Here is a 20,280-nt window from a genome sequence, read left to right as displayed (position 1 = left end):
GGCTGCTCCTACAGGGATCGCGTGAAGGCTTGCGTGATTTCTGTAGGAGCAGCCTTGTGCTGCGAATGGGCTGCAAAGCAGCCCCGGCTATCTCAAGCCTGCCAGATCCCTTTCCCCACCAACTTCTCCCGATCATGCGGCAAGCCAAAGTCCTGCAACGGCCCCTTAGGCACGATCCCGGTCGGGTTGATGGTCTTGTGGCTCATGTAATAGTGCTTCTGGATATGCTCCATATCCACCGTGCCCGCCACCCCAGGCCACTGGTACAGCTCACGCAGCCAGTTCGACAGGTTGTGGTAGTCGCTGAGGCGGCGCAGGTTGCACTTGAAGTGCCCGTGGTACACCGCATCGAAGCGCACCAGCGTGGTAAACAGGCGTACATCGGCCTCGGTCAGGTACTCACCGGCCAGGTAGCGATTGCGGCTTAGCAAGTCTTCCAGGTAATCCAGCTCGTTGAACACATCGTCGAACGCTGCCTCGTAGGCGTCTTGCGTGGTGGCAAAGCCTGCGCGGTACACGCCATTGTTCACCGCCGGGTAAATGCGCTCGTTCAATGCCTCGATGGTCGGCCGCAGTGGCTCGGGGTAGAGGTCTAGCGTATTGCCGGTCAGCTCGTTGAACGCGCTGTTGAAGATGCGGATGATCTCCGACGACTCGTTGTTGACGATGCGTTTCTCTTGCTTGTCCCACAACACAGGCACGGTCACGCGGCCCGTGTAATGCGGGTCATCCTGGGTATAGCGCTGGTGCAGGTACTGCAGGCCGTCGAGGTGGTCACCGCTGGAGCCTTGCTGTTGGTCGAAGGTCCAGCCATTGTCTTGCATCAGCCAGCTGACCACCGACACATTGATCAATGGCTCAAGGCCTTTGAGGGCGCGCAAGATCAGGGTGCGGTGGGCCCATGGGCAGGCCAGCGAGACGTACAGGTGGTAACGGCCGGCCTCGGGGGCGGGCAGCTGATTGCGGCGCTGGGCGTTTTCGCGTTTGAACGTGCCGTCCTTGCCGTTTTCATACCACTGGTCGTGCCAGCGGCCGTCGATCAAAAGGCCCATGGTGAGCTCCTGAAACAAAGTTGTTTGTCGTTGGAGCCCAGTCTAGGCCAAATCGTTCGAACAAATAGCGCAAAGATCGGGGTGCTATTATCGGCTAAATCGATCTATTGCGCGTATCCCAATAGCCTTGCGCTGTCGCGAACGCCTGCTCGCGGTCTTGCCCCAGGCCACGCAGGGCCAGGGCCATGGTCGCGATCAGGGCTTTTTCGCCATAACTGTCTTCCACTTCACCGCGCCAAAACGCCAGCAAGTGCTCGGCCTGCAGGCTGGCCGGTTTGACATGGCGGCGCTCGCTCAGCGCTGGCCACTCTTCGTCCCACGCTTCGCCCGTCGTGGTGCCGTAGAGGTGGCTGATGACATCAGGGTTGACCTCGATCTCGCCGCCATCGCCCTTGATCACCACGGCATGGTCGCCCAGCAGGCGGCTGGCCTCACGGTGCACAGCCTGGTAACCGGGATGGAAGATGCTTTGCAGGCCACAGCGGGCGCCCAGCGGGTTGAGCACCCGGGCCAGCGAGTGGATGGGCGAGCGCAGGCCCAAGGTGTTGCGCAGGTCGATCATGCGCTGCAACTGCGGCGCCCAGTCGTGCAGCGGGAAGAACGCCAACTGGTGCTGGTCGAGGGCGTTGCCGACGGCGGCCCAGTCGCGGCACAGCGGGATCTGCAACAGGTCGAGCAACTGCTCGCTGTACATGCGCCCGGCGGTGTGTGCGCCGCCGCCGTGCATCAGGATGCGCACGCCATTGCCAGCCAGGCACTTGGCCGCCAGCAGGTACCAGGGCAGGTGGCGCTTCTTGCCGGCATAGGTGGGCCAGTCCAGGTCCACCGCAATGCTCGGTGCCTGCAGGTGGGCGCGCAGGGCCTCGGTGAAGCCGGCGAGCTCTTCGGCGCTTTCTTCCTTGTGGCGCAGCAGCATGAGGAAGGCACCCAGCTGGGTGTCTTCGACCTTGCCCTCCAGCAGCAGGGTCATGGCCGCGCGGGCCTCTTCACGGGTCAGGCCGCGCGCGCCGCGCTTGCCTTTGCCTAAAATACGCACGAATTCGGCGAACGGGTGTTCGGCCGGGGTTTCAAGCGTTAGCGGGCGAGCTTCTTTCAAGAGGGGCTGGGTCATATGCAGTTGGTCGGCTTCGGCAGGCCCGCCAGCTTGGCGGCAAGTTTGGCGGGGGTGCCATTGAACAGGCGGTTCAGGTGCGGGCTGTTGCCCTTTTCCGGGCCCAGTTTCAGGGCCGTGTACTTGATCAGCGGGCGCGTGGCCGGGGACAGCTGGTATTCCTGGTAGAACTGGCGTAGCAGTTCGAGGATTTCCCAATGGTCCGCCGTCAACGGGATACCCTCGCGCTCGGCCAAAGCCTCGGCGGCGGCGCGGGACCAGTCTTGCAGGTCGACCAGAAAGCCGTCCTTGTCCAGGGCGATCGCTTGATCGCCAACGTTGAGCGTACTCATAGCCAGCTGTTGACCTTGTCGTAATGCAGCGACAGTTCGACGAACCCGGCGTAGTCCACGGCCTTGGCCAGGCCGTTGTCGACCGCGCGGGCTTGCACATCCTCGTCCAGGGCGAACAGGCGCCGGGCCAGGCCGGCAGCTTGCAGCTGGCGGTGCGGCTCGCTGCCGCTGCGCAGGGCATACACCGCATCGCCGCACAGCAGCAATGCGTCGTCGGTGCCGAGCAGGCGCAGGCAGCTGGCCAGGCGCTCGTCGCCAAACGGGGAGTGGGCAATTACATGCAGGGTTGTCATCAGAGCGTTACCACCTGGTCGAAACGGGCGATCAGCGCGGTCAGTGCCGCGTCATCGAGCACTTGCACCGGCAGCGCCAGGGTATCGGCTGCCAGGCCGCGGCGGGTGAGGCTGTGGCTGCAGGCGAACAGCTCCTCGACACCGAACATTGGCAGCGCCTGCAGGTTGGCGGCCAGGTTCTTCTGTTGCACGGCGGTGGGTTGCTGGCCGGGAGCAAGCTGGAACACCCCGTCGTCCAGAAACAGCATGCCCAGCGGCAGGTCGAAGGCCCCGCCGGCCAGGGCAATGTCCAGTGCTTCGCGGGCCGATGGGCCGTTCCACGGGGCCTGGCGGCTGATGATCAATAACGATTTGGCCATTTCAGTCGCCTCCGAAGCAGACAAGGCGGTCGGCAACCTGCGCCGCTTCATGCAGCTGGCCAAGCCCCGACAGTTCCCAAGGCTTGGGCAGGTTCACGGCCGGGCGCTGGTAACGGTTGGCTTCGGCCTCGTCGAGCACGCCACGGCGCAGGGCGGCGGCGATGCACACCACCGCATCCAGCTTGTGGGTCTGGATAAAGGTACGCCATTGGCCTGCCACGTCCAGTTCGTCCTGGGGCGCGACCACGTTGGCCGAGGCACTGTGCACCCCGTCCTGATAAAAGAACAGCCGGGCAATCTCATGCCCGCCAGCCAGCACCGCCTCTGCGTAGCGCAAGGCGCGCCGCGAGGAGGGCGCATGGGCTGGGGAGAACACCGCGATAGCGAATTTCATGGCTAACTCATGCAAAGGAATGCCGCCATGATAAAGCAAAAAAGCCCGCGCCCGCTTGTGCAAGCGGCGCGGGCTTTCTATGTATCCGTGTGTCCTACGCGACCCCTGTAGGAGCGGCCTTGTGTCGCGATGGGCTGCAAAGCAGCCCCATGCCCCTGTCAGAAGGACACAAGACTCAACCCTGCTCCTTGCTCTCCGGCAAGAACCAGTTCAGCACCAGCGCACAGATCCCCCCAGTAGCCACACCCGATTCCAGCACATTGCGAATCGCCGCCGGCATATGCGCCAGGAACTCCGGCACCTGCGCCACGCCCAGGCCCAGCGCCAACGACACGGCAATGATCAGCAGCGCACGGCGGTCCAGCCGGGTGCTGGCCAGAATGTTGATACCCGAAGCCGCAACCGCCCCGAACATTACCATGGCCGCGCCACCCAGCACCGGCTCCGGCACAGCCTGGATCACCCCGGCAACGCTCGGGAACAGCCCCAGCAGCACCAGCATCACGGCAATCCACATACCAATGTGACGGCTGGCAATGCCGGTCAGCTGAATCACCCCGTTGTTCTGGGCAAAGATCGAGCTGGGGAAGGTGTTGAACACACCGGCCAGCAGCGAGTTGGCACCGTTGACCAGCACGCCACCCTTGATTCGTTGCATCCATACCGGCCCTTCGACCGGTTGGCGCGACACCTTGCTGGTGGCGGTAACGTCACCGATGGCTTCCAGCGAAGTCACCAGGTAGATCACCAACATTGGAATGAACAGCGCCCACGAGAAGCCCAGGCCGAAGTGCAGCGGCGTCGGCACCTGGAACAGCGCGGCTTCGTGCATGCCGGTAAAGTCCAAGCGGCCCATGTAGCCGGCCAGTGCATAGCCAACCGCCAGGGCAATTACGATGGCGCAGCTGCGCATCCACACCACCGGTACGCGGTTGAGGATCACGATGATCGCCAGCACCACGCCCGACAGCAGCAGGTTATCGCCATTGGCAAAGGTGCCATTGGCCATGGCGCCAAAGCCACCGCCCATGCTGATCAGGCCGACCTTGATCAAGGTCAGGCCGATCATCAGCACCACGATACCGGTCACCAGCGGGGTGATCAGGCGTTTGACGAACGGCAGGATGCGCGACACGCCCATCTCCACGAACGAGCCTGCAATCACCACGCCAAAGATGGCTGCCATCACACCCTCTACCGGCGTGCCTTGCTTGACCATCAGCGCGCCGCCCGCAATCAGCGGGCCGACAAAGTTGAAGCTGGTGCCCTGCACGATCAGCAGCCCGGCGCCGAATGGGCCAAAGCGCTTGCACTGGACGAAGGTGGCGATACCCGAGATCACCAGCGACATGGAAACGATCAGGTTGGTATCACGCGCAGAAACGCCCAGCGCCTGGCAGATCAGCAGGCCAGGGGTAACGATCGGCACGATGATCGCCAGCAGGTGCTGCAGGGCAGCCAGCAGGCCGATCAGCAGCCGTGGCTTGTCCTCCAGGCCAAGCACCAGTTCATTGGCAGGCGCCGCTGCGCCTGGGCTGTGTTCGTGTGAGCTCATCGCTGAAAGCTGCCCCGGAAGAAAAAGGAGCGCATTCTACGGGGTGAAGAGGGATTGCGGTAGAGAAAAGCACGATGGCGGCATGATCGGCGAGCATTCGCTTGTTTATCTGACTTTTTGGTCAGTTATTTGATGCTGACTTATCAGGGAAAACAAAGTCCCAGCCTACACCGTTGCCCTTTGTGGGAGCGGGTTCACCCGCGAAGAATGCGACGCGGTGCTTGGCACCGGCGTTGCCGGTGTTCGCGGCTAAAGCCGCTCCCACAGGTACAGCCATAGCCTGGAAGTTGCGCAATACCTGTGGGAGCGGGCAAGCCCGCGAAGAATCCACCGCGGCGCGTGGCAATGGCTAAACTGGCGTTCGCGACCAGGCGCCCCCAATTCCCCGCGCCCACAAAAAAGCCCGCCGAAGCGGGCTTTCTCACTCGGCAATCAATCAGTCATCGCGACCCATGATGCCAAACAGCTGCAGCAGGCTGACAAACAAGTTGTAGATCGACACATACAGGCTGATGGTCGCCATGATGTAGTTACGCTCGCCACCATGAATGATCGCGCTGGTCTGGAACAGGATGCAGACCGACGAGAACAGCACGAAGCCAGCGCTGATCGCCAGTTGCAGGCCGCTGATCTGGAAGAAGAAGCTGGCAACGACAGCACCCAGCAACACGAAGAAGCCAGCAGTGATGAAGCCACTGAGGAAGCTCATGTCCTTGCGGGTGATCAGCACATAAGCCGACAGGCCACCAAACACCAGCGCAGTCATGGCAAACGCCGAGCTGACCACTTCAGCGCCACCGGCCATGCCCAGGTAGCGGTTCAGGATTGGGCCGAGAATGAAGCCCATGAAGCCGGTGAGGGCGAAGGTGGACACCAGACCCCAAGCCGAATCACGCAGCTTGTTGGTCAGGAAGAACAACCCGTAGAAACCGATCAGCACCACGAACACGTTCGGGTAGCCGACGCGCATTTGCTGGGCAACGAATGCCATGACACCGCTGAAGGCGAGGGTAAGCGCCAGCAGGCTGTACGTGTTGCGCAGGACCTTGCTGATCTCCTGCTGCTCGACCTGCTGGCCGTGGTGGACGGCGTAATCCTGTTCGCGCATGGCGACACTCCTTGGTAAAACCTGTGGTTTCAGACGTTCAGATGCTAGGAGTCTATCAGAGCTCCTGCAACCCGCGACACAGAGAGTTTGACAGCGTGTTTCATTACGGTATTATGGCGGCCGCAAAACGAGCTGGAAGCGTGGCCGAGTGGTTTAAGGCAACGGTCTTGAAAACCGTCGATGGGCAACTATCCTAGAGTTCGAATCTCTACGCTTCCGCCATATTCAAAGCCCTGATTATTCAGGGCTTTTTGCGTTTTTGGGGCCTGTAAAACGGGCTTCTGGAGCGGGTCAATTCAAAGGAGTGAGTGAATGTCCATTGTGCCTTTTGCACGTCTGGTTGCAGCGCTTGGCGTTGCCGTGAGCCTTACAGCCATTGCCGAAGACAGGGTGCCTGAACCCAACGAAGCGAATTGCTCGGGTGAAACCTATGAGCAAATCCTGGTGAGCCTCTCCAAGGAGTGGGACCGCAATGAGTTCATCGCCAACTGCAAAAGCTTCCATGCTGCCAAAAAGATGACCAAGTGGAAGTTCGAAAAGAGCCCACCTGACAGCTTCTGAGCCCAGCCAAAGCCCCGGCAGAGATGCTGGGGTTTTTTGCATTAGATTGGGGCATTCGCGCTTCTTCGATGGCATACGAGGCCAGTGTCGATGACACCTCGATTTGCATAGGGGGCTGTGCGTTCCTCGGAGCGCACGGAAGATGGTTTCAACCGCATCTACTTCGAAAAAACCCTCACATAACCGAGCGCGGCTCGCCTCAGGCCGGCCTTGCAGGCAATTTTGCGTGATGTGGGTTGGTGAGGCGCACTGAACGGTATCTGCCGATAGTTGGAGGAGAGCTAGCGCCGCTCCCCCGTGTAGGCGCAGTCTTGAACAAAGACGCTGATCAGCGCTTTGCCGCAGATACCAATCACTCCTTCAGGTCAGTGCTGTGATTGCGGTTGCAGGCTGTAAGTTGGAGCTGATGTGGCAAGGCTGGCAGGCCTTGACGACAAGGCTGCGATCGCCGCTATCAAGGCGAGGCCGCCAATGAAGCATGCGACCGGAATCCAATCGCTGCCGTTGGACATCAACGCGTAGCACAGACTTGGCGAGAAGCCGGCAACGATGAAGCTCAGCTGAGTCGCCAGACCGACACCGGTGTAGCGCACGCGGATGCTGAACATCTCGGCGTAGAACGAGGGCCACAGCGCATTGGGGGCGCTGTAAAGCACAGATTTGAGTACAACAGTGCTGAAGATGATCAGGCCGATGCTCCCGGTGGTGATTGACCACAGGAAGAAGAACACCCCCGCACTACACGCGAATGCGCCAACCGTGAAAATTGTCTTGCGCCCGATTCGGTCTCCCAGCAAGCCGAACAAAGGCTGACAGACCAAAGCTACTGCCTGACTCGCTGCAATCGCAGTAAGCATGGATGGGCGATCGATCCCTTGGTTGTTGGTGGCCCAGGACAGCCCGAAAATCATCACAAGGGAGGAAACTGAACAGATCAATGCGCAGCAAAATACCGTAAAGAAAGCGCGACGTTCGTTGCGCATGAGTTCGACGACAGGCGGAAGGTCGTTTGCGGGTTGGCTTGCCTTGAACTCGGGGCTTTCTTCCACGCCCCGACGGATGATCCAAGTGATCACGACCATTACTGCACTGAGCAAGAACGGAATGCGCCACCCCCAGCCTAGAAGCTGCTCTTCACTCAACATCGAGAGAGGGATGAACACAGAGGTGGCGAGGATAGACCCCATCGAGGCGCCGTTGATCAACCAGCTGGTGTAGAACCCCTTACTCTTACCCGGAGCATGCTCCATCGTCAGCAAGCTTGCCCCCACCTGCTCGCCACCTGCAGAGAACCCTTGGAGCAATCGACAGAACACCAACAGAGCGGGTGCCCACGCGCCGACAGTTGCATAGGTGGGCAGAAGGCCAATGGTAAACGTCGCTAAACCCATCAATAGCAGCGTCATCATCAGCACTTGTTTGCGGCCCCATTTATCACCCAGGTGCCCGCAAACCAATGCGCCGATTGGGCGCGCTATGTAGCCAACGCCGAAGGTGGCAAGCGCAGCAAGCGTTCCCGCCATAGGGTCGTTGGAGGGGAAGAACAGGGTGCTGAAAACCAGGGCCGCGGCTGAGCCGTAAATGAAGAAGTCGTAATACTCGACAACGCTACCCAGGAAGCTGCCGAAGGCAGCCCTGCGGGCCATGCGCCGTTGGTTCGTGGCATCTGAATGCATGGTGAGACCTTTATTGTAATTGTCTTTTTCAGGAGAACTCAGCGACTGCCAAATGGCGCGAGCTGGCTGCCGCCGCAGACATGGATGACTTCGGCGGTTACGAATGCGGCGTCCTCAGATGCCAGATATGAAGTTGTTCCAGCGATGTCTTCTGGCTTGGCCAGGCGTTTCAGCGGTGTATTGCTGATTGACCCCTGCGCCATACGCTCGAAGCTCTCTGCATCACGCCCATCCAGTGTGAATGCGGAGGGTAAAAGGCCTGGCGCGATGGCATTCACCGTGACGTTGTGTGCGGCTAATTCTCTGGCCATCGATCGTGTCAGGCCAACCAAACCAGCCTTGCATGCCACATAAGCTGGAGGGCCGCCCGCGACCCAGCACCGCGAAACCATGTTGATCACTCGACCACTGGCCTGGCGCTGCCAGTAAGGTGCGACGTGCTGGCAGATCAGGGCTGGAGCGCGCAGGTTCACGGCCATCATGTGATCCCATTTCGCCACGTCGAAATCGTAGATAGAGCCTCGGTGATTGACCGCAGCGTTGTTGACCACGACGTCGATGCGACCGAACCGCTGCCCCACCTGCTCGACCATTTCACTGATCGATGAGGGGAGGCCGAGATCAGCCTGGACTGCCACCGCACTTTGGCCGGGCGCCAGTTGAAGCTGCTGGAGAAAGGCCTGAGTTGTGTCCAGGTCGATATCAACTGCGGCAATGTGCAACCCGTCTCTGGCCAAGCGAACGCAGATTGCGCGCCCCAGTTCTCCAGCGGCGCCGGTGACGAGTGCAACGCGGCGGGTTTCATGTGTTGTATTCATTGGCACGGTACCTCAAGGCTTGTATCGGAAGCGACGGTGGTCATTTTCATGTAGCGACGCACGAGATCCCGGTTCCGGGACAGCTTCGTTACGTCCGGATGGCTCGAGTCAAAATCCTCAATCGAGATCCAATCGTCGAAACCGTTTTTTTGGAGCGTTTTCAGCATGGATTGAAGTGGCAGCACCCCCTCATCTGGCGGACACCATTCCCAGCTCCAGCCCTCGCCCGGGGCCTGCGGGACATACGCGACATTTTTAACCTGTACGTGAGCGAGGTGATCGCCCATCAGGTCGAGGGATAACTGCACGTCCTCTCGGCCCTCGATTGCGAGGTTGCCGAGGTCGTAAATGATGCCTAGCTGCTGCGTGGAATAGTGCTCAGCGACGCGCATCGCAAGCGAAGGGCTCGAGCAGATGGTTCGCTGGTGGACTTCAAGGGCGAGCTGAATGCCCGATTTTTCGGCCAGCGGGACGATGTCATCCAGGAAGCGGCGCATTCTGGAGTAGCCCACGGCGTAACGCTGATGCTGGTAGCCAGGCGCCCAGAGTCGAAGCCGTGCTTGACCCGCTTGAGCTGCAAGGTCGATCAGGAGGCGAGCATTTTCAATGTCGCCGACCTCCAAGTAAGGACTAAGCCCGAAGATTTCGAGACCATGCGACTGGCAGTGCCGGTAGATACGATCGACTGCCTGGGGGGTAGGCGCCACGGTGCAGCGATTATTGCTTCGCGCGTTCCATGGGCATCTGCTATCCAGGCCATCGATACTCGCCACACGCCATTCCACGCCTTGGTAGCCTTCTCGCGCCAAGTGCTCCACGAGATGCTCTGGGGAAAGGGAGGGTAGGGAAGCGCTAGAGACGCCTAGGCGCGGCGTTTTTTGTTGTGTCATTGATCGGCACCTTAATCACACCCCGAGTTGGTGGGGTGGCTCGATGCTAAATCAAACTGTTGGTTCATTAAATTGATATAAAAGCCACCGTTGATTAACCTGTAGGTTGATCAAAGGAGTCGTTGCATGAAGCCATCCCCCATCAGCCTTCGTCACTTCAAGGTGTTCCTCGCTGTCGTCAGCTCTGGCAGCCTTGTGACGGCTTCCAAACTTCTTCACATCACGTTGTCGGCAGTGTCCAAGAGCGTCAAGGAGCTCGAGCAGGAACTGGATGCCCAGTTGCTGGTGCGTGGGCGAAAAGGCATACAACTGACGCAAGCGGGGGAGGCGTTCAGCAAGCACGCTTCTCAGACCATGGCCAGCTTCAGGCTGGCCATGGAGGACGTAAAAGACGCGCCCCAAGCGCCTCAAGTTCTGAAAGTTGGTGCATTACCGACTGCGGCTGGTTACATGCTTGCACCTGTCGTGGAGCAGATGCGTCAGCGATACCCGCACATCCAGGTGCAGGTCGCTTCCGGTATTTATGATTACCTGGTAGGCAAGCTGCGCACGCTTGAGCTCGATTTGATCGTTGGGCGCCTGATCGGACGGGACATGGTGGGTGTGGTGTTCGAGGCACTCTACGAAGAAGATCTGGTGCTTGTGGTGCGCAGCGGCCATCCGCTTGCCCAGCATCGGCATCTCGAGCTGGATGATCTGCGCCCCTACACGCTCGTCGTATCGCCGCATGGAACCTTGGTGCGGATCAGCGTAGACAACTTTCTACTCTCCAAGGGCGGGCTAGAGGGTTTTCAGATACAGGAATCGCTGAGTGAGACGTTCTCGCGGGTATACGTGCAGGATTACGATGGGGTCTGGTTTGTTCAGCGGGGGGTGGTGGACCTTGATATGCGCATGGGGCTGGTTAAACAACTGCCCTTCAGCAGCACGTTGCTTCGAGCTCCGATCGGATTAACATCTCCGACTGACCGGCCCCTATCAGAGGCGGCCACCGTTTTTGCCGAGCTGTTGAGGCAATGGTGCGCACAAACACAATCGCAGAATTGAGCGAGTAGGCGGGCTTCTCGAAAATGGCGCCACTGGGCTGCATTAGTCACCGTCGTTGATGAGCACCGGTTCAGTGGATAGCAATAGACCTGACAGATTCTGAGCCCCGCCAAAGCCCCGGCAGAGATGCTGGGGCTTTTTTGCAATGGGTTGGGGAAGTAGGCGCTTTTCGAGCCAATGTCGGATGCCAGGCAAATCAGCGCATCATGCCCAGCTCGGCATCATCCATCAGCGCCTTGGCCAGTGCACTCAGGTAATGCGCCGCCCAGATCATCATCGGTTTCTCTTCCATCAATCCGATAATGGTCAGCTCCCGCACGTACCCCATCAACTCCGAAGATTGCTCCCGGGCGCTTTTGCAGGGAATTCCGGCTTCGATGCGAAACAGTGGATGGGTCTGGTTTTCACCCTGGTAGAACGTGGTCTTGCCTACAGTGGTTTGTTCGTTGGATTCGTCAGTAGTCATGGGTCCATCTCCCTGATCGGCTCAGTGCTGCATTCGCGGCTCGTTCGGCGTCTGTGCCTGAATCAATGCGGACTCAAGTAACGAGCGCAGGGACTCAAGTTCATGGGTCGTCGCCATCATCAGCACCGCTGCAGGTGACTTGGGCTGCATCAGCATCGCTTGTTGCGAAATCGCTAGCGCGCAGACGGCATATTCCGCGGCTTGGATGAGAGTGTCTTCGAGGGAGTGGAGGGTGTGGGGTGGGTCGGGGACCATCTTTAACATTCCTATATCTCCAAATAGGCTGCACCGATCCCGCTGTCAAACAGGTTAGGTGGCAGCTGTGCGTGGGTTGACAGACCGGCGGATATAGGAAGTTCCGGCGCACGCAAGCGTGCCCCACGCGCAGCCGCCATGAGGGCGCCGCAGAACCTATATACCGTTACGGCCTGTCAAAGCCGTGTCGCTGATGAGCGGCGACCGACCCAGACTAGAGCCCCTACAGGGCACCCGCAACGGAAAATAGGCGGCAACAGTATCTTTGGGAAATGCCCTACAAGAAAGCGAAAAATTCTGATTTTTCGACACAGATAGACATCATCTTGGGTGGGGATAGCAAGAAATCGTGCATTGTTCTATGGGCGCGCGGCCAAGGCTGTGATAATGGCGGCAATGACAAGGGCCATACCATGCTGACCATCTCCAATAACGTGCATCTGCCGGATGCCGAAATCGAACTGACCTATATCCGCGCGCAAGGCGCAGGTGGGCAGAATGTCAACAAGGTGTCCAGCGCCGTACACCTGCGCTTCAACATCCCGGCCTCGTCGTTGCCCGAGTTCTACAAGGAGCGGCTGCTGGCGCTGCGTGACAGTCGCATCACCGGCGACGGTGTGTTGATCATCAAGGCCCAACAATACCGCACCCAAGAGCAGAACCGTGCTGACGCACTGGCGCGTCTTGGCGAGTTGATCATCGCTGCCGGCAAGACCGAGAAGAAACGCCGCCCCACCAAGCCGACCCTTGGCTCGAAAACCCGCCGCCTCGAAGGCAAAGCCAGGCGGAGCACTGTCAAGGCCGGTCGGGGCAAGGTGGATTTCTAGTACTGGTGTCGGACCGTCGCTGGCAAGTCTGAGCATCTGATGATGCCAGCGCGGCTAGTCCACCCCAATCAGCGCATCATGCCCAACTCGGCATCCTCCATCAGTGCCTTGGCCAACGCACTCAGGTGATGCGCCGCCCAGATCTCTCTTCCATGGCCCCGATAATCGTAAGCGTTTTGGGAAGTCACATTGCGACGGGCTAGCTGCAAACCTTGTAGGGGTGAGACCCCCGACCATCCCGACGGGCCTGCCTTCCTGGAGCGCCCGCCAGAACTCCGGCGCACTACGGACTGAACGCTTACTCACAGCCGGACTCCAAATTTGACCGGTTGGAGGAAATATCATGCAGCGAAAAACCGAAGGACTTGAAGAGCAGGGGCCGAGCGGTGTGCCCTTTATCAACGACCCTGAAAAGCCCAGCTCACCGCCGCTCAATGATGCCGACGCCACAGATGCCGCTGAAGCCGAGGAAGACATCCAGGACGACGCAGAGTCAATATAGACCGGAGGAGCAGCGCTATGGACAACTACCACCTGAGCCCAGCCGCTGATGGCTGGGAACTCAAAAAAGCCGGCGCTGAACGTGCGTCTAAGCGAGCGGCCACGAAGCAGGAGCTGGTCGGCTCGCTGGCGGATTTTTTTGACGGCAAAACGGCATCGGTGAAGATTCACAAGGCTGATGGTACCTTCGAAGAAGAGCGCACCTATCCACGTTCCGCCGATCCGAGACGTTCAAAAGGGTGACGCCTATCACTGCAGCCGAGCTTGGTATCGCTATCAGCCAGCCGGCCGGCCACGGGCTTTACAAGTGGCTGCTCGCGAGCTTTCTGATCGGGAAGAGGATTCGTTCCTCTGTCGCGTTTGAAGCGTACCGAAATCTGGTTGATCGCCATGGGTTGGATACGCCTGAAAAATTGGCTGCCTGTTCGCATGGGGATCTCGTCAGGCTCCTGGGCCAGGCAGGTTATGCGCGGTACGACGAATCCACTGCGACCCGATTGCACGAGGTAGGTGTTGGCCTGGCTGCCGAGCTGGAATCTCGAACGAATGCGGTAGAGAGCAGGTCAATGAAGTCAGCTGAGTTTGACGCGTGGCTGCTCAGCTTCAAGGGCATAGGGCCGAAGACATTGGAAATCTTCAAGCGTGAAGCTGTTCTGGGAGAAAAGTAATGCGTGTAGTCGGATGGCTTCTTACCGCGCTTGGCAGCGTTGGACTTTTGGTGGCTATGGGGCTGCTGGCCTTGTCCATGATGGGTAGCCTTACAAGCCCTGAGCAACAGTTAATGGTGCCCCTGTGCACTGGTGCTTTCTCCGGCATATTAATCTTGGCGGGAAGACATCTCCGGTCTCGAAGTAAGCCACTGCTGCCAATTCTTCTTGCATCCTGACAGTTATCGCTTCAACGTTGCCAGGGCGATATGCCCCTTGGGTTAGCTCAATAACAGGTCTGACGACGAGACACTGGACGACGGTGCGACCATGGACATTCAAGTGCGACTGTCGCGCACGGGCAACACCCAATTGTTCATCGGGGTGTATGCCGGAGCCGGTATGGCACTTCATGAAGAAGCTTTCCTCTCGCACAGGTGAATCGATGACTCGGGCCCTGGCGTGGGGTGTGGGACGCGCCCGATGCCTTGCAACCATTCAGCAGCCTGTTGAACGGCAGGTGGCCTAAGCTTCCGGTTGAAGAAGTGGTGGCGACCTAATGGCCGCCACCCAGGTGATTCCACTCGCTATATGCCGACTTCAGCACTTGGGGAAGGCGAGGAAGCTCACGTCTGATTTCGCTCAACGCTTCAGGGCTTCGAATCCACTCCGTCAACCACGCGATCAGCATCGGTCGAGTAGTGGGGCAGGGCGCTACCTGCTGTTCAAGCTCGTCGGCGATCTGGGCAAGGAGCTCCAAGTAGGCATCAAGCTCTGCAATCTGATTTGCCATGGGCAACCACCTGTTTCACTTTCTGATGGGAAATTGCACCACTTCCGTCTATACCAATTTCAGCCAGGGCACGTCCTCTGCCTGTCCCCCACACCATCGCCCGCGTAACCGTCTCGCCAGGCCGCTTGGCGTAGGCTTCTTCAATCCGGGCAAGGCCAGAGCGCTCATAAATCCCAATGAACAACTGTGTGTCGCCAGTACGTGAAAGCCTGACTTGGACATCTAGGCGTGCTCCGTCCGCGAGCACTTCTTCATGAGAATGGTGTTGCAGGCTCGGATCGGCCCAAGCCCAAAATACTGCTCCACGATGTCGCATCCTTGCCTCCTATTTCCATCTCCATCTAGACAGCCTAGCCCGTTTCGTTTGTTCCAGGGCTTTCAATCATCTCGGGACATTTCACGGCCAGTCCACCACCAGTTCGGGCGGAGGCGGAGTACGACTGTGCAAGTCGCAATAGCCAGGAAGGTGCTAGCGGTGCTTGCCTAGTAGGACCGGGATAGCAGACCGATCTTGCTAAATGGCCTGTTGCTTCCATGCTTGAGGCGTAATCCCTTCGGATCTCATAAACGTCCGACAGAAATGCGGCTGGTCGTAGAAGCCGCACTCCAGGGCAATCTCGGCGAGCATCATCGACGATGCTTCCAGCAGTTCCTTACTCTTCCTGAGCCGTTGCTCACGCAACCATTGCTGCGCAGAGACCTGTGTGGATTCTTTGAACATTCGTGAGAAATGACTACGTGACAGACCGCATGCTTCGGCAAGTGCGGTGACAGATATACCGGTATCCAGATGATCCAGCATCATCTGCTTGGCCGTTGTGACTTGCCAGGGTTTGAGCCGCCCCGTCGACTGAATCGCGACGGTGGCTATAACGATGCCGTTAGCACTGTTCATGGGGATCAATTCATCCTGAAAAATCTGAAGATGGTTGATCCGGGCAGCACGGATCGCTGAAACCTCTCCCGACGCTTCAGTACACTCCGTCTCGATTCGCTAGCCCGGATCAGTTCGTGCCAGCCCCGCTTTTGATCCGAAACCAAGGCTGGGCTGATGAGGCCTTAGATCGATGCAGCCACGGGCGCCAAGGTGGGGCCGTGCTGAACGCGCTCAGGTGCTTTGTGCACCATGGTGTACGCGTAGTCGACGCCCATGCCGTAGGCGCCAGAGTGCTCCTTGACCAGTGCCATCACGGCATCATAGGTGTCGCGATTTTTCCAGTCGCGCTGCCACTCCAGGAGCACCTGCTGCCAAGTCACGGGCACAACGCCTGCCTGAATCATGCGCTGCATCGCGTAGTCGTGGGCCTCTTTGGTCGTACCGCCGGAGGCATCGGCAACCATGTAGATCTCATAGCCTGCATCGTGCATGGCGGATAGTGCGAAGGTGGTGTTGCAGACCTCTGTCCACAAGCCCGAGACAATGATCTTGTTTCGACCATTCTTTTTCAGCGCGTCACGAACCTTCTGGTCGTCCCAAGAGTTCATGGACGTGCGCTCGAGCAACGGAGCATCCGGGAAAACCGCGAGCAGTTCGGGGTAGGTATGCCCGGAGAAACTCTCGGTTTCGACCGTGGTGAAGACGGTCGGCACATTGAAGATCTTGGCTGCTTTGGCCAAACCTACGGTGTTGTTCTTCAGCGTCTGCCGGTCAATGCTCTGTACGCCAAAAGCCATTTGCGGTTGCTGATCAATGAAGATCAGTTGGCTGTTGAGCGGGGTCAGGACTTCAGTGTGTGGATTGCTCATTGTTCTTCCCTTTTGCTGAACGGTAGCGAGAGGTTTTCGGCGGGTCGTCGCCGAGTGCCATCACAAGATAGCGAAACACTCACCGAAGTGGTGGCGCACTTTTGCGCCCTTGGAATCGCATTAATGCACCACAGAAGGCGTCCAATCCGGTGCTAGGATCTCGGCCAGTCGGATCACGTCGATCCATTTTTCGCCGAGGAAAAACCAATGGCCGCTTCACGACCTTTCAACGACGACACCGCCTACTGGGGCGTTTCATGGGAAGAGGCCTATGGCTATCCGCAAGCGCGGCGAGTTGGGAACGAGATCTTCATCTCGGGACAGTTCAACCATGACGAAGAGGGCAATCTGGTAGCACCGGCGCCACTGGATGCTGACGGTCGTCCGAGCGATTTCTCGTCGATGGGCGAACAGATGCGGGTGTCCTACGACAACATTGCCAAGTTGTTGGCCTTGTATGGCGCCACGATGCAGGACGTCGTTGAAGAGACGCTGTATGTATTGGACATGGATGCAGCCTTTGCCGTTGTCGGCAAGGTGCGCAAGGCGGCGTATGGCACCGAGCGCCCGCAGGCGGCCAGCAATATCATCGGCGTATCGCGGCTCGCTCAGCGTCCACAACTGATCGAGATTGTGTGCCGTGCGGTGATCGGTGCTCAGGCCAAGTGACCTGCGCTCGGGGTTTCAGCTATGAAGCCGGGATGGCCTGCTGACCTTCGACCAGCGGTTTGAGGTCGGCCACGGCAGCCGCACAAAATGTCATGAATGCCTTCACCCGCCAGGACTTCCTGATGTCCTGGTGGGTAAGCAGCCAAAGCTCGTCCTGAAGCTCCGGCACCACTGGGCCTGCCCGAACCAACCCAGGGGTCATATCGCCCAGCATGCAGGGGAGGAAACCAAAACCGAGGCCTGCCGCAATTGCAGCGCTAGCTGCTGCGACCGAATCGGTGCGATAAGAGATTTGCTCCGGGGGCACCCGACATTCGACGTAGCTTGTTGCCTTCAAACCGCACAGGCCTCCCGAGTAGGACACCCACGACTGCCCCTCAGCGAAGGGATCGGCAATTGCCGCCTGCTTGACGCTGCCATATGGCGCCCAGGCGATGTTGGCGAGCTTGCGACCCACAAGGGCATCTGCCGGTTTCTTGGTCGCGCGCACCGCGATGTCCGACTCGTCTCTCGCCAGGCTCAACGTCTGGTTGCCGACCAGCACTTCAATCGTGATCCCCTCATTGGCGGCTTTGAAGTCCGCGATGATCGGCGTAAGAAAGTACAGCAGCAGCGAGTCGCTGGTAGTAATTCGCAGTTTTCCCAGGGGGCCCTGACCGGCACGAGAAACTCTACGCGTGACACTGACGATGTCCAGTTCAACACGCTCGGCCAGTGCACGCAGCTCTGCACCTTCGGCTGTCAGCAGATACCCCGCCTTGCGATGATCGAACAGCGCAACCCCGAGGGTTTTCTCAACCTGCGCGACCCGGCGCGAGACGGTGGAGACATTGATGCCGAGCTTCTTGGCGGTGGCGGCGCGATTGCTACAGTCGCTCAGCGTTTTGATGATCCGCAAGTCGTCCCAAGACAGCTGGCTGACAGCTTCACCGACATCCCACTTAGGGCCATTGGCATTTGCAGGGACGGGCTGGGCGCTTCGAGGTGACGGCTTCACGAAAATCATTCCGGGTAGGGAGGGCTGATGATACGAGAAGGGGCTTAGCCAACCAAGGTGTAACTTGGGGCACATCAGGGGGGAAAAAGAAAGCCCGCCGCTAGGCCTGTGCGAGCAGCGGATTTTCAACCTTGCCCATACCCTCGCGGTGAGATACCCCCCGCTTCATTAGCCTCCCTGCACAAATCATTAGCAGGTTGACTGAGGCACCGCCTAAGACCGGAGCCAGGTTGGGTGCTTCGGCAGCCTCGGTAATCGAGGCTTTCGATACGTCGAATGGCCGGGCGCAGATTGGAGCGCAGGCTCGATTGAAAACCCTTCTCACACGTACAATCAAAAAAATCAGAAGAGATGCTTGACCAGGGAGAACGACCGTTCTACTCTGGCTACATGGATAAGCCAATGACCGATACACGTGAAAAAATTTTGGCTACTGCCGAAAAGCTGATTTACGAAAATGGGATCCACGCCACTGGTATGGATCTCCTGGTAAAGACCTCTGGCGTAGCTCGTAAAAGTATTTATCGCTACTTCGCGAATAAAGACGATGTCGCAGCAGCGGCACTGAATGCGCGTGATGTACGCTGGATGCAGTGGTTCAGGAGTGAATGCGAAAAGGCGAAAACTCCACAAGAACGCATCCTTAGCATTTTTGATGTCTTAAAGTCCTGGTTTGAGTCTGAAGGTTTTCGCGGCTGTGCTTTTATTAACACTGCCGGAGAAGTGGGCGATGCAGATGACCCTATTCGGAAAATCGCAAAGCTGCATAAACAAAAGCTACTTGACTACACGCTAGAGCTTACTGAAGATTTAGGCGTCAAAGATCCGATTGTTTTGGCTAGGCAGTTTTTCGTGCTTATAGAGGGCACTATAACCGTGGCCCGGGTAATGGGTGATTTCACCGCCCTGGATAGTGCTAAAGAAATCGCTAACATTTTGCTCAAAGAAGTAACGCGCACAAGCGCTTAACATTCCAGAACCGCTAATCCCACTGAACGATCCAAATGATTGGAGGCACCCTCATGTCCAACGAAACTGCTCGTCCGCCACTTCCTCCGTTCACTCGCGAATCGGCCATTGAAAAAGTCCGACTCGCTGAGGATGGTTGGAATACCCGCGAGCCCGAAAAAATCGCGCTCGCCTACACGCTGGACACCCAATGGCGAAACCGCGCCGAGTTTGCGACCAATCGCGAAGAAGCCCAGGGTTTCCTCACTCGTAAGTGGAAGAAGGAGCTGGACTACCGTCTGATCAAAGAGCTTTGGGCCTTCACCGACAACCGCATCGCCGTCCGTTATGCCTACGAGTGGCACGACGATTCGGGCAACTGGTTCCGCTCCTACGGCAACGAAAACTGGGAGTTTGAGGCAGATGGCTTGATGCATCGCCGCTTCGCCTGCATCAACGACATGCCCATCAAGGAAAGCGAGCGCAAGTTCCACTGGCCACTTGGGCGCCGTCCGGATGATCACCCAGGTCTGACTGAACTGGGTCTGTAATCGCTACACCTGCTCCAATATTGTAATAAGCCATTAGTGCAAGAATGTTATTTCTGATGCTAAGGGTGGTTTTCAGTCGCTCTCTTTTAATTCGTTTCACGTCTTTGAATATCGCTTCAGGCGGGCCTGGCTTCATTGGTCTGATTTAACGTCCTGCAATAAAATTTGTTTATCCACTTAATTTGGAGGCATCACCATGTCCAACGCACAAGTTCGCCCGCCACTTCCTCCTTTTACTCGCGAATCGGCGATTGAAAAAGTCCGGCTCGCTGAAGATGGCTGGAATACCCGCGAGCCTGAAAAAATTGCGCTCGCCTATACCCTGGACACCCAATGGCGTAACCGCGCCGAGTTTGCAAACAATCGCGAAGAAGCCCAAGGTTTCCTAACTCGTAAATGGAAGAAGGAGCTGGACTACCGTCTAATCAAAGAACTCTGGGCATTCACCGACAACCGCATCGCCGTCCGTTACGCCTACGAGTGGCACGACGATTCAGGCAACTGGTTCCGCTCCTATGGCAACGAAAACTGGGAGTTTGAAGCAGATGGTCTGATGCACCGCCGCTTTGCCTGCATCAACGATATGCCTATCAAGGAAAGCGAGCGCAAGTTTCACTGGCCACTGGGTCGCCGGCCAGATGATCACCCGGGTTTGACTGAACTGGGTCTCTGAGCCGTGCAGAA

General features: G+C 58.3%; 28 protein-coding genes, 1 tRNA gene and 2 pseudogenes. 12 read left to right on the top strand and 19 right to left on the bottom strand.

Translation table 11 applies throughout. From position 1 onward, the window contains the following. Positions 1–92: 92 nt before the first annotated feature. The 8 genes from ABI582_RS16650 to ABI582_RS16615 all read right to left on the bottom strand — a co-directional run bounded on the left by ABI582_RS16650 (position 93) and on the right by ABI582_RS16615 (position 6,204). Positions 93–1,052, bottom strand: a complete 960-nt coding sequence (locus tag ABI582_RS16650) for a glutathione S-transferase family protein (protein ID WP_442119730.1) — start codon at positions 1,050–1,052, stop codon at positions 93–95. Between the two features lie 94 nt (positions 1,053–1,146). Then, on the bottom strand, positions 1,147–2,148 hold the full coding sequence (locus tag ABI582_RS16645) for a glycosyl transferase family protein (protein ID WP_442119769.1): 1,002 nt from the start codon (positions 2,146–2,148) through the stop codon (positions 1,147–1,149). Between the two features lie 11 nt (positions 2,149–2,159). After that, positions 2,160–2,495 (bottom strand): TusE/DsrC/DsvC family sulfur relay protein, encoded by a 336-nt coding sequence (locus ABI582_RS16640; protein WP_016488112.1) that lies wholly within the window; start codon positions 2,493–2,495, stop codon positions 2,160–2,162. After that, positions 2,492–2,788, bottom strand: a complete 297-nt coding sequence (tusB, locus tag ABI582_RS16635) for a sulfurtransferase complex subunit TusB (protein ID WP_258653270.1) — start codon at positions 2,786–2,788, stop codon at positions 2,492–2,494. Before tusB ends, ABI582_RS16640 begins: the two co-directional genes overlap by 4 nt. Further along, positions 2,788–3,147 carry a sulfurtransferase complex subunit TusC gene (tusC, locus tag ABI582_RS16630; protein WP_442119729.1) on the bottom strand — a complete coding sequence of 120 codons (360 nt, stop codon included), beginning with the start codon at positions 3,145–3,147 and terminating at the stop codon, positions 2,788–2,790. The genes tusB and tusC overlap by 1 nt, the downstream gene beginning before the upstream one ends. Position 3,148: 1 nt before the next feature. Then, a complete protein-coding gene (tusD, locus tag ABI582_RS16625) occupies positions 3,149–3,541 on the bottom strand; it encodes a sulfurtransferase complex subunit TusD (protein ID WP_368977754.1) in 393 nt (130 codons plus the stop codon). A 175-nt stretch (positions 3,542–3,716) separates the two neighbouring features. Beyond that, positions 3,717–5,096, bottom strand: coding sequence for a nucleobase:cation symporter-2 family protein (locus ABI582_RS16620; RefSeq protein ID WP_023047266.1), 1,380 nt, complete (start codon positions 5,094–5,096; stop codon positions 3,717–3,719). A gap of 436 nt (positions 5,097–5,532) precedes the next feature. Further along, on the bottom strand, positions 5,533–6,204 hold the full coding sequence (locus tag ABI582_RS16615) for a Bax inhibitor-1/YccA family protein (RefSeq protein ID WP_003251184.1): 672 nt from the start codon (positions 6,202–6,204) through the stop codon (positions 5,533–5,535). Between the two features lie 134 nt (positions 6,205–6,338). Here ABI582_RS16615 and ABI582_RS16610 point away from each other — a divergent pair. Both ABI582_RS16610 and trbK read left to right on the top strand, forming a co-directional pair. Further along, a tRNA-Ser gene (locus ABI582_RS16610) sits at positions 6,339–6,426 on the top strand. 90 nt (positions 6,427–6,516) lie between these two features. After that, positions 6,517–6,765, top strand: a complete 249-nt coding sequence (trbK, locus tag ABI582_RS16605; protein ID WP_442119728.1) for an entry exclusion lipoprotein TrbK — start codon at positions 6,517–6,519, stop codon at positions 6,763–6,765. A gap of 365 nt (positions 6,766–7,130) precedes the next feature. Here trbK and ABI582_RS16600 read toward each other — a convergent pair whose 3' ends face one another. The 3 genes from ABI582_RS16600 to ABI582_RS16590 are packed head-to-tail and all read right to left on the bottom strand — an operon-like array spanning position 7,131 to position 10,149. Further along, positions 7,131–8,441: an MFS transporter gene (locus ABI582_RS16600; protein ID WP_258653266.1), complete on the bottom strand. Its 1,311-nt coding sequence runs from the start codon at positions 8,439–8,441 to the stop codon at positions 7,131–7,133. Positions 8,442–8,479: 38 nt separating this feature from the next. Continuing rightward, a complete protein-coding gene (locus tag ABI582_RS16595) occupies positions 8,480–9,259 on the bottom strand; it encodes an SDR family NAD(P)-dependent oxidoreductase (RefSeq protein ID WP_191086766.1) in 780 nt (259 codons plus the stop codon). After that, a complete protein-coding gene (locus ABI582_RS16590; protein ID WP_442119727.1) occupies positions 9,256–10,149 on the bottom strand; it encodes a sugar phosphate isomerase/epimerase family protein in 894 nt (297 codons plus the stop codon). Before ABI582_RS16590 ends, ABI582_RS16595 begins: the two co-directional genes overlap by 4 nt. A gap of 126 nt (positions 10,150–10,275) precedes the next feature. Here ABI582_RS16590 and ABI582_RS16585 point away from each other — a divergent pair, with 126 nt between their 5' ends. Continuing rightward, the gene (locus tag ABI582_RS16585) at positions 10,276–11,196 is read left to right on the top strand and encodes a LysR substrate-binding domain-containing protein (protein ID WP_442119726.1); all 921 of its coding nucleotides are present in this window, start codon (positions 10,276–10,278) and stop codon (positions 11,194–11,196) included. Between the two features lie 196 nt (positions 11,197–11,392). Here the strand turns inward: ABI582_RS16585 and ABI582_RS16580 are convergent, their stop codons facing one another. Beyond that, complete coding sequence (locus tag ABI582_RS16580; RefSeq protein ID WP_019471965.1) at positions 11,393–11,662, bottom strand: DUF3077 domain-containing protein; 270 nt, start codon at positions 11,660–11,662, stop codon at positions 11,393–11,395. Positions 11,663–11,683: 21 nt separating this feature from the next. After that, positions 11,684–11,926, bottom strand: a complete 243-nt coding sequence (locus ABI582_RS16575; RefSeq protein WP_016488005.1) for a hypothetical protein — start codon at positions 11,924–11,926, stop codon at positions 11,684–11,686. A gap of 404 nt (positions 11,927–12,330) precedes the next feature. Here ABI582_RS16575 and arfB point away from each other — a divergent pair, with 404 nt between their 5' ends. After that, on the top strand, positions 12,331–12,744 hold the full coding sequence (gene arfB, locus ABI582_RS16570; RefSeq protein WP_026034508.1) for an alternative ribosome rescue aminoacyl-tRNA hydrolase ArfB: 414 nt from the start codon (positions 12,331–12,333) through the stop codon (positions 12,742–12,744). Between the two features lie 68 nt (positions 12,745–12,812). Here the strand turns inward: arfB and ABI582_RS16565 are convergent. Further along, positions 12,813–12,887: pseudogene (locus ABI582_RS16565) on the bottom strand (DUF3077 domain-containing protein); the annotation flags it as partial. Between the two features lie 200 nt (positions 12,888–13,087). Here ABI582_RS16565 and ABI582_RS16560 point away from each other — a divergent pair. From ABI582_RS16560 to ABI582_RS16545, 4 genes and pseudogenes are all read left to right on the top strand, one after another. Next, positions 13,088–13,246, top strand: a complete 159-nt coding sequence (locus ABI582_RS16560) for a hypothetical protein (RefSeq protein WP_019471967.1) — start codon at positions 13,088–13,090, stop codon at positions 13,244–13,246. A gap of 17 nt (positions 13,247–13,263) precedes the next feature. After that, entirely contained in the window at positions 13,264–13,488 is a 225-nt protein-coding gene (locus ABI582_RS16555) for a DUF2188 domain-containing protein (RefSeq protein ID WP_019471968.1), read from the top strand. Then, entirely contained in the window at positions 13,485–13,913 is a 429-nt protein-coding gene (locus tag ABI582_RS16550) for a DNA methylase (RefSeq protein ID WP_442119725.1), read from the top strand. The genes ABI582_RS16555 and ABI582_RS16550 overlap by 4 nt, the downstream gene beginning before the upstream one ends. 309 nt (positions 13,914–14,222) lie before the next feature. Beyond that, positions 14,223–14,421: pseudogene (locus ABI582_RS16545) on the top strand (hypothetical protein). A 27-nt stretch (positions 14,422–14,448) separates the two neighbouring features. On the opposite strand, the gene ABI582_RS16540 reads toward ABI582_RS16545, so the two are convergent. The 4 genes from ABI582_RS16540 to ABI582_RS16525 form a co-directional block, all read right to left on the bottom strand. Beyond that, on the bottom strand, positions 14,449–14,685 hold the full coding sequence (locus ABI582_RS16540) for a hypothetical protein (protein WP_019471971.1): 237 nt from the start codon (positions 14,683–14,685) through the stop codon (positions 14,449–14,451). Next, positions 14,660–15,001 (bottom strand): hypothetical protein, encoded by a 342-nt coding sequence (locus tag ABI582_RS16535; protein WP_442119724.1) that lies wholly within the window; start codon positions 14,999–15,001, stop codon positions 14,660–14,662. The genes ABI582_RS16540 and ABI582_RS16535 overlap by 26 nt, the downstream gene beginning before the upstream one ends. Before the next feature lie 198 nt (positions 15,002–15,199). Beyond that, entirely contained in the window at positions 15,200–15,580 is a 381-nt protein-coding gene (locus tag ABI582_RS16530; protein ID WP_019471972.1) for a helix-turn-helix domain-containing protein, read from the bottom strand. A 164-nt stretch (positions 15,581–15,744) separates the two neighbouring features. Continuing rightward, positions 15,745–16,431 carry a hydrolase gene (locus ABI582_RS16525; protein ID WP_132841735.1) on the bottom strand — a complete coding sequence of 229 codons (687 nt, stop codon included), beginning with the start codon at positions 16,429–16,431 and terminating at the stop codon, positions 15,745–15,747. A gap of 207 nt (positions 16,432–16,638) precedes the next feature. Here ABI582_RS16525 and ABI582_RS16520 point away from each other — a divergent pair, with 207 nt between their 5' ends. Continuing rightward, on the top strand, positions 16,639–17,100 hold the full coding sequence (locus tag ABI582_RS16520) for a RidA family protein (protein ID WP_019471974.1): 462 nt from the start codon (positions 16,639–16,641) through the stop codon (positions 17,098–17,100). A 19-nt stretch (positions 17,101–17,119) separates the two neighbouring features. Here the strand turns inward: ABI582_RS16520 and ABI582_RS16515 are convergent, their stop codons facing one another. Further along, positions 17,120–18,106 (bottom strand): LysR family transcriptional regulator, encoded by a 987-nt coding sequence (locus ABI582_RS16515; RefSeq protein ID WP_442119723.1) that lies wholly within the window; start codon positions 18,104–18,106, stop codon positions 17,120–17,122. Between the two features lie 381 nt (positions 18,107–18,487). On the opposite strand from ABI582_RS16515, the gene ABI582_RS16510 reads away from it, so the two are divergent. The 3 genes from ABI582_RS16510 to ABI582_RS16500 all read left to right on the top strand — a co-directional run bounded on the left by ABI582_RS16510 (position 18,488) and on the right by ABI582_RS16500 (position 20,269). Then, entirely contained in the window at positions 18,488–19,066 is a 579-nt protein-coding gene (locus ABI582_RS16510) for a TetR/AcrR family transcriptional regulator (RefSeq protein WP_442119768.1), read from the top strand. A gap of 53 nt (positions 19,067–19,119) precedes the next feature. Further along, on the top strand, positions 19,120–19,596 hold the full coding sequence (locus ABI582_RS16505) for a nuclear transport factor 2 family protein (protein ID WP_132841733.1): 477 nt from the start codon (positions 19,120–19,122) through the stop codon (positions 19,594–19,596). A 196-nt stretch (positions 19,597–19,792) separates the two neighbouring features. Further along, on the top strand, positions 19,793–20,269 hold the full coding sequence (locus tag ABI582_RS16500) for a nuclear transport factor 2 family protein (protein ID WP_019471978.1): 477 nt from the start codon (positions 19,793–19,795) through the stop codon (positions 20,267–20,269). Positions 20,270–20,280 lie beyond the last annotated feature (11 nt).

Origin of the sequence: Pseudomonas sp. SAS7 (genome assembly GCF_052112345.1) — a bacterium.
Taxonomy (GTDB): Bacteria; Pseudomonadota; Gammaproteobacteria; order Pseudomonadales; family Pseudomonadaceae; genus Aquipseudomonas; species Aquipseudomonas putida_Q.
Note: the sequence above shows the minus strand (reverse complement) of the source record. Positions and strands in the feature narration are given on the sequence as shown.

Bases quoted from the DNA above. Each gene is read 5' to 3' on its own strand.
- ABI582_RS16585 (WP_442119726.1), top strand. From the start codon at position 10,276: ATGAAGCCATCCCCCATCAGCCTTCGTCACTTCAAGGTGTTCCTCGCT.
- ABI582_RS16590 (WP_442119727.1), bottom strand. From the start codon at position 10,149: ATGACACAACAAAAAACGCCGCGCCTAGGCGTCTCTAGCGCTTCCCTA.
- ABI582_RS16525 (WP_132841735.1), bottom strand. From the start codon at position 16,431: ATGAGCAATCCACACACTGAAGTCCTGACCCCGCTCAACAGCCAACTG.
- ABI582_RS16520 (WP_019471974.1), top strand. From the start codon at position 16,639: ATGGCCGCTTCACGACCTTTCAACGACGACACCGCCTACTGGGGCGTT.
- arfB (WP_026034508.1), top strand. From the start codon at position 12,331: ATGCTGACCATCTCCAATAACGTGCATCTGCCGGATGCCGAAATCGAA.
- tusC (WP_442119729.1), bottom strand. From the start codon at position 3,147: ATGGCCAAATCGTTATTGATCATCAGCCGCCAGGCCCCGTGGAACGGC.
- ABI582_RS16510 (WP_442119768.1), top strand. From the start codon at position 18,488: ATGGATAAGCCAATGACCGATACACGTGAAAAAATTTTGGCTACTGCC.
- ABI582_RS16600 (WP_258653266.1), bottom strand. From the start codon at position 8,441: ATGCATTCAGATGCCACGAACCAACGGCGCATGGCCCGCAGGGCTGCC.
- ABI582_RS16560 (WP_019471967.1), top strand. From the start codon at position 13,088: ATGCAGCGAAAAACCGAAGGACTTGAAGAGCAGGGGCCGAGCGGTGTG.
- ABI582_RS16555 (WP_019471968.1), top strand. From the start codon at position 13,264: ATGGACAACTACCACCTGAGCCCAGCCGCTGATGGCTGGGAACTCAAA.
- ABI582_RS16540 (WP_019471971.1), bottom strand. From the start codon at position 14,685: ATGGCAAATCAGATTGCAGAGCTTGATGCCTACTTGGAGCTCCTTGCC.
- ABI582_RS16595 (WP_191086766.1), bottom strand. From the start codon at position 9,259: ATGAATACAACACATGAAACCCGCCGCGTTGCACTCGTCACCGGCGCC.
- ABI582_RS16640 (WP_016488112.1), bottom strand. From the start codon at position 2,495: ATGAGTACGCTCAACGTTGGCGATCAAGCGATCGCCCTGGACAAGGAC.
- ABI582_RS16500 (WP_019471978.1), top strand. From the start codon at position 19,793: ATGTCCAACGCACAAGTTCGCCCGCCACTTCCTCCTTTTACTCGCGAA.
- ABI582_RS16620 (WP_023047266.1), bottom strand. From the start codon at position 5,096: ATGAGCTCACACGAACACAGCCCAGGCGCAGCGGCGCCTGCCAATGAA.
- ABI582_RS16650 (WP_442119730.1), bottom strand. From the start codon at position 1,052: ATGGGCCTTTTGATCGACGGCCGCTGGCACGACCAGTGGTATGAAAAC.
- ABI582_RS16530 (WP_019471972.1), bottom strand. From the start codon at position 15,580: ATGAACAGTGCTAACGGCATCGTTATAGCCACCGTCGCGATTCAGTCG.
- ABI582_RS16580 (WP_019471965.1), bottom strand. From the start codon at position 11,662: ATGACTACTGACGAATCCAACGAACAAACCACTGTAGGCAAGACCACG.
- ABI582_RS16615 (WP_003251184.1), bottom strand. From the start codon at position 6,204: ATGCGCGAACAGGATTACGCCGTCCACCACGGCCAGCAGGTCGAGCAG.
- ABI582_RS16535 (WP_442119724.1), bottom strand. From the start codon at position 15,001: ATGCGACATCGTGGAGCAGTATTTTGGGCTTGGGCCGATCCGAGCCTG.
- trbK (WP_442119728.1), top strand. From the start codon at position 6,517: ATGTCCATTGTGCCTTTTGCACGTCTGGTTGCAGCGCTTGGCGTTGCC.
- ABI582_RS16575 (WP_016488005.1), bottom strand. From the start codon at position 11,926: ATGTTAAAGATGGTCCCCGACCCACCCCACACCCTCCACTCCCTCGAA.
- ABI582_RS16505 (WP_132841733.1), top strand. From the start codon at position 19,120: ATGTCCAACGAAACTGCTCGTCCGCCACTTCCTCCGTTCACTCGCGAA.
- ABI582_RS16515 (WP_442119723.1), bottom strand. From the start codon at position 18,106: ATGATTTTCGTGAAGCCGTCACCTCGAAGCGCCCAGCCCGTCCCTGCA.
- tusB (WP_258653270.1), bottom strand. From the start codon at position 2,788: ATGACAACCCTGCATGTAATTGCCCACTCCCCGTTTGGCGACGAGCGC.
- tusD (WP_368977754.1), bottom strand. From the start codon at position 3,541: ATGAAATTCGCTATCGCGGTGTTCTCCCCAGCCCATGCGCCCTCCTCG.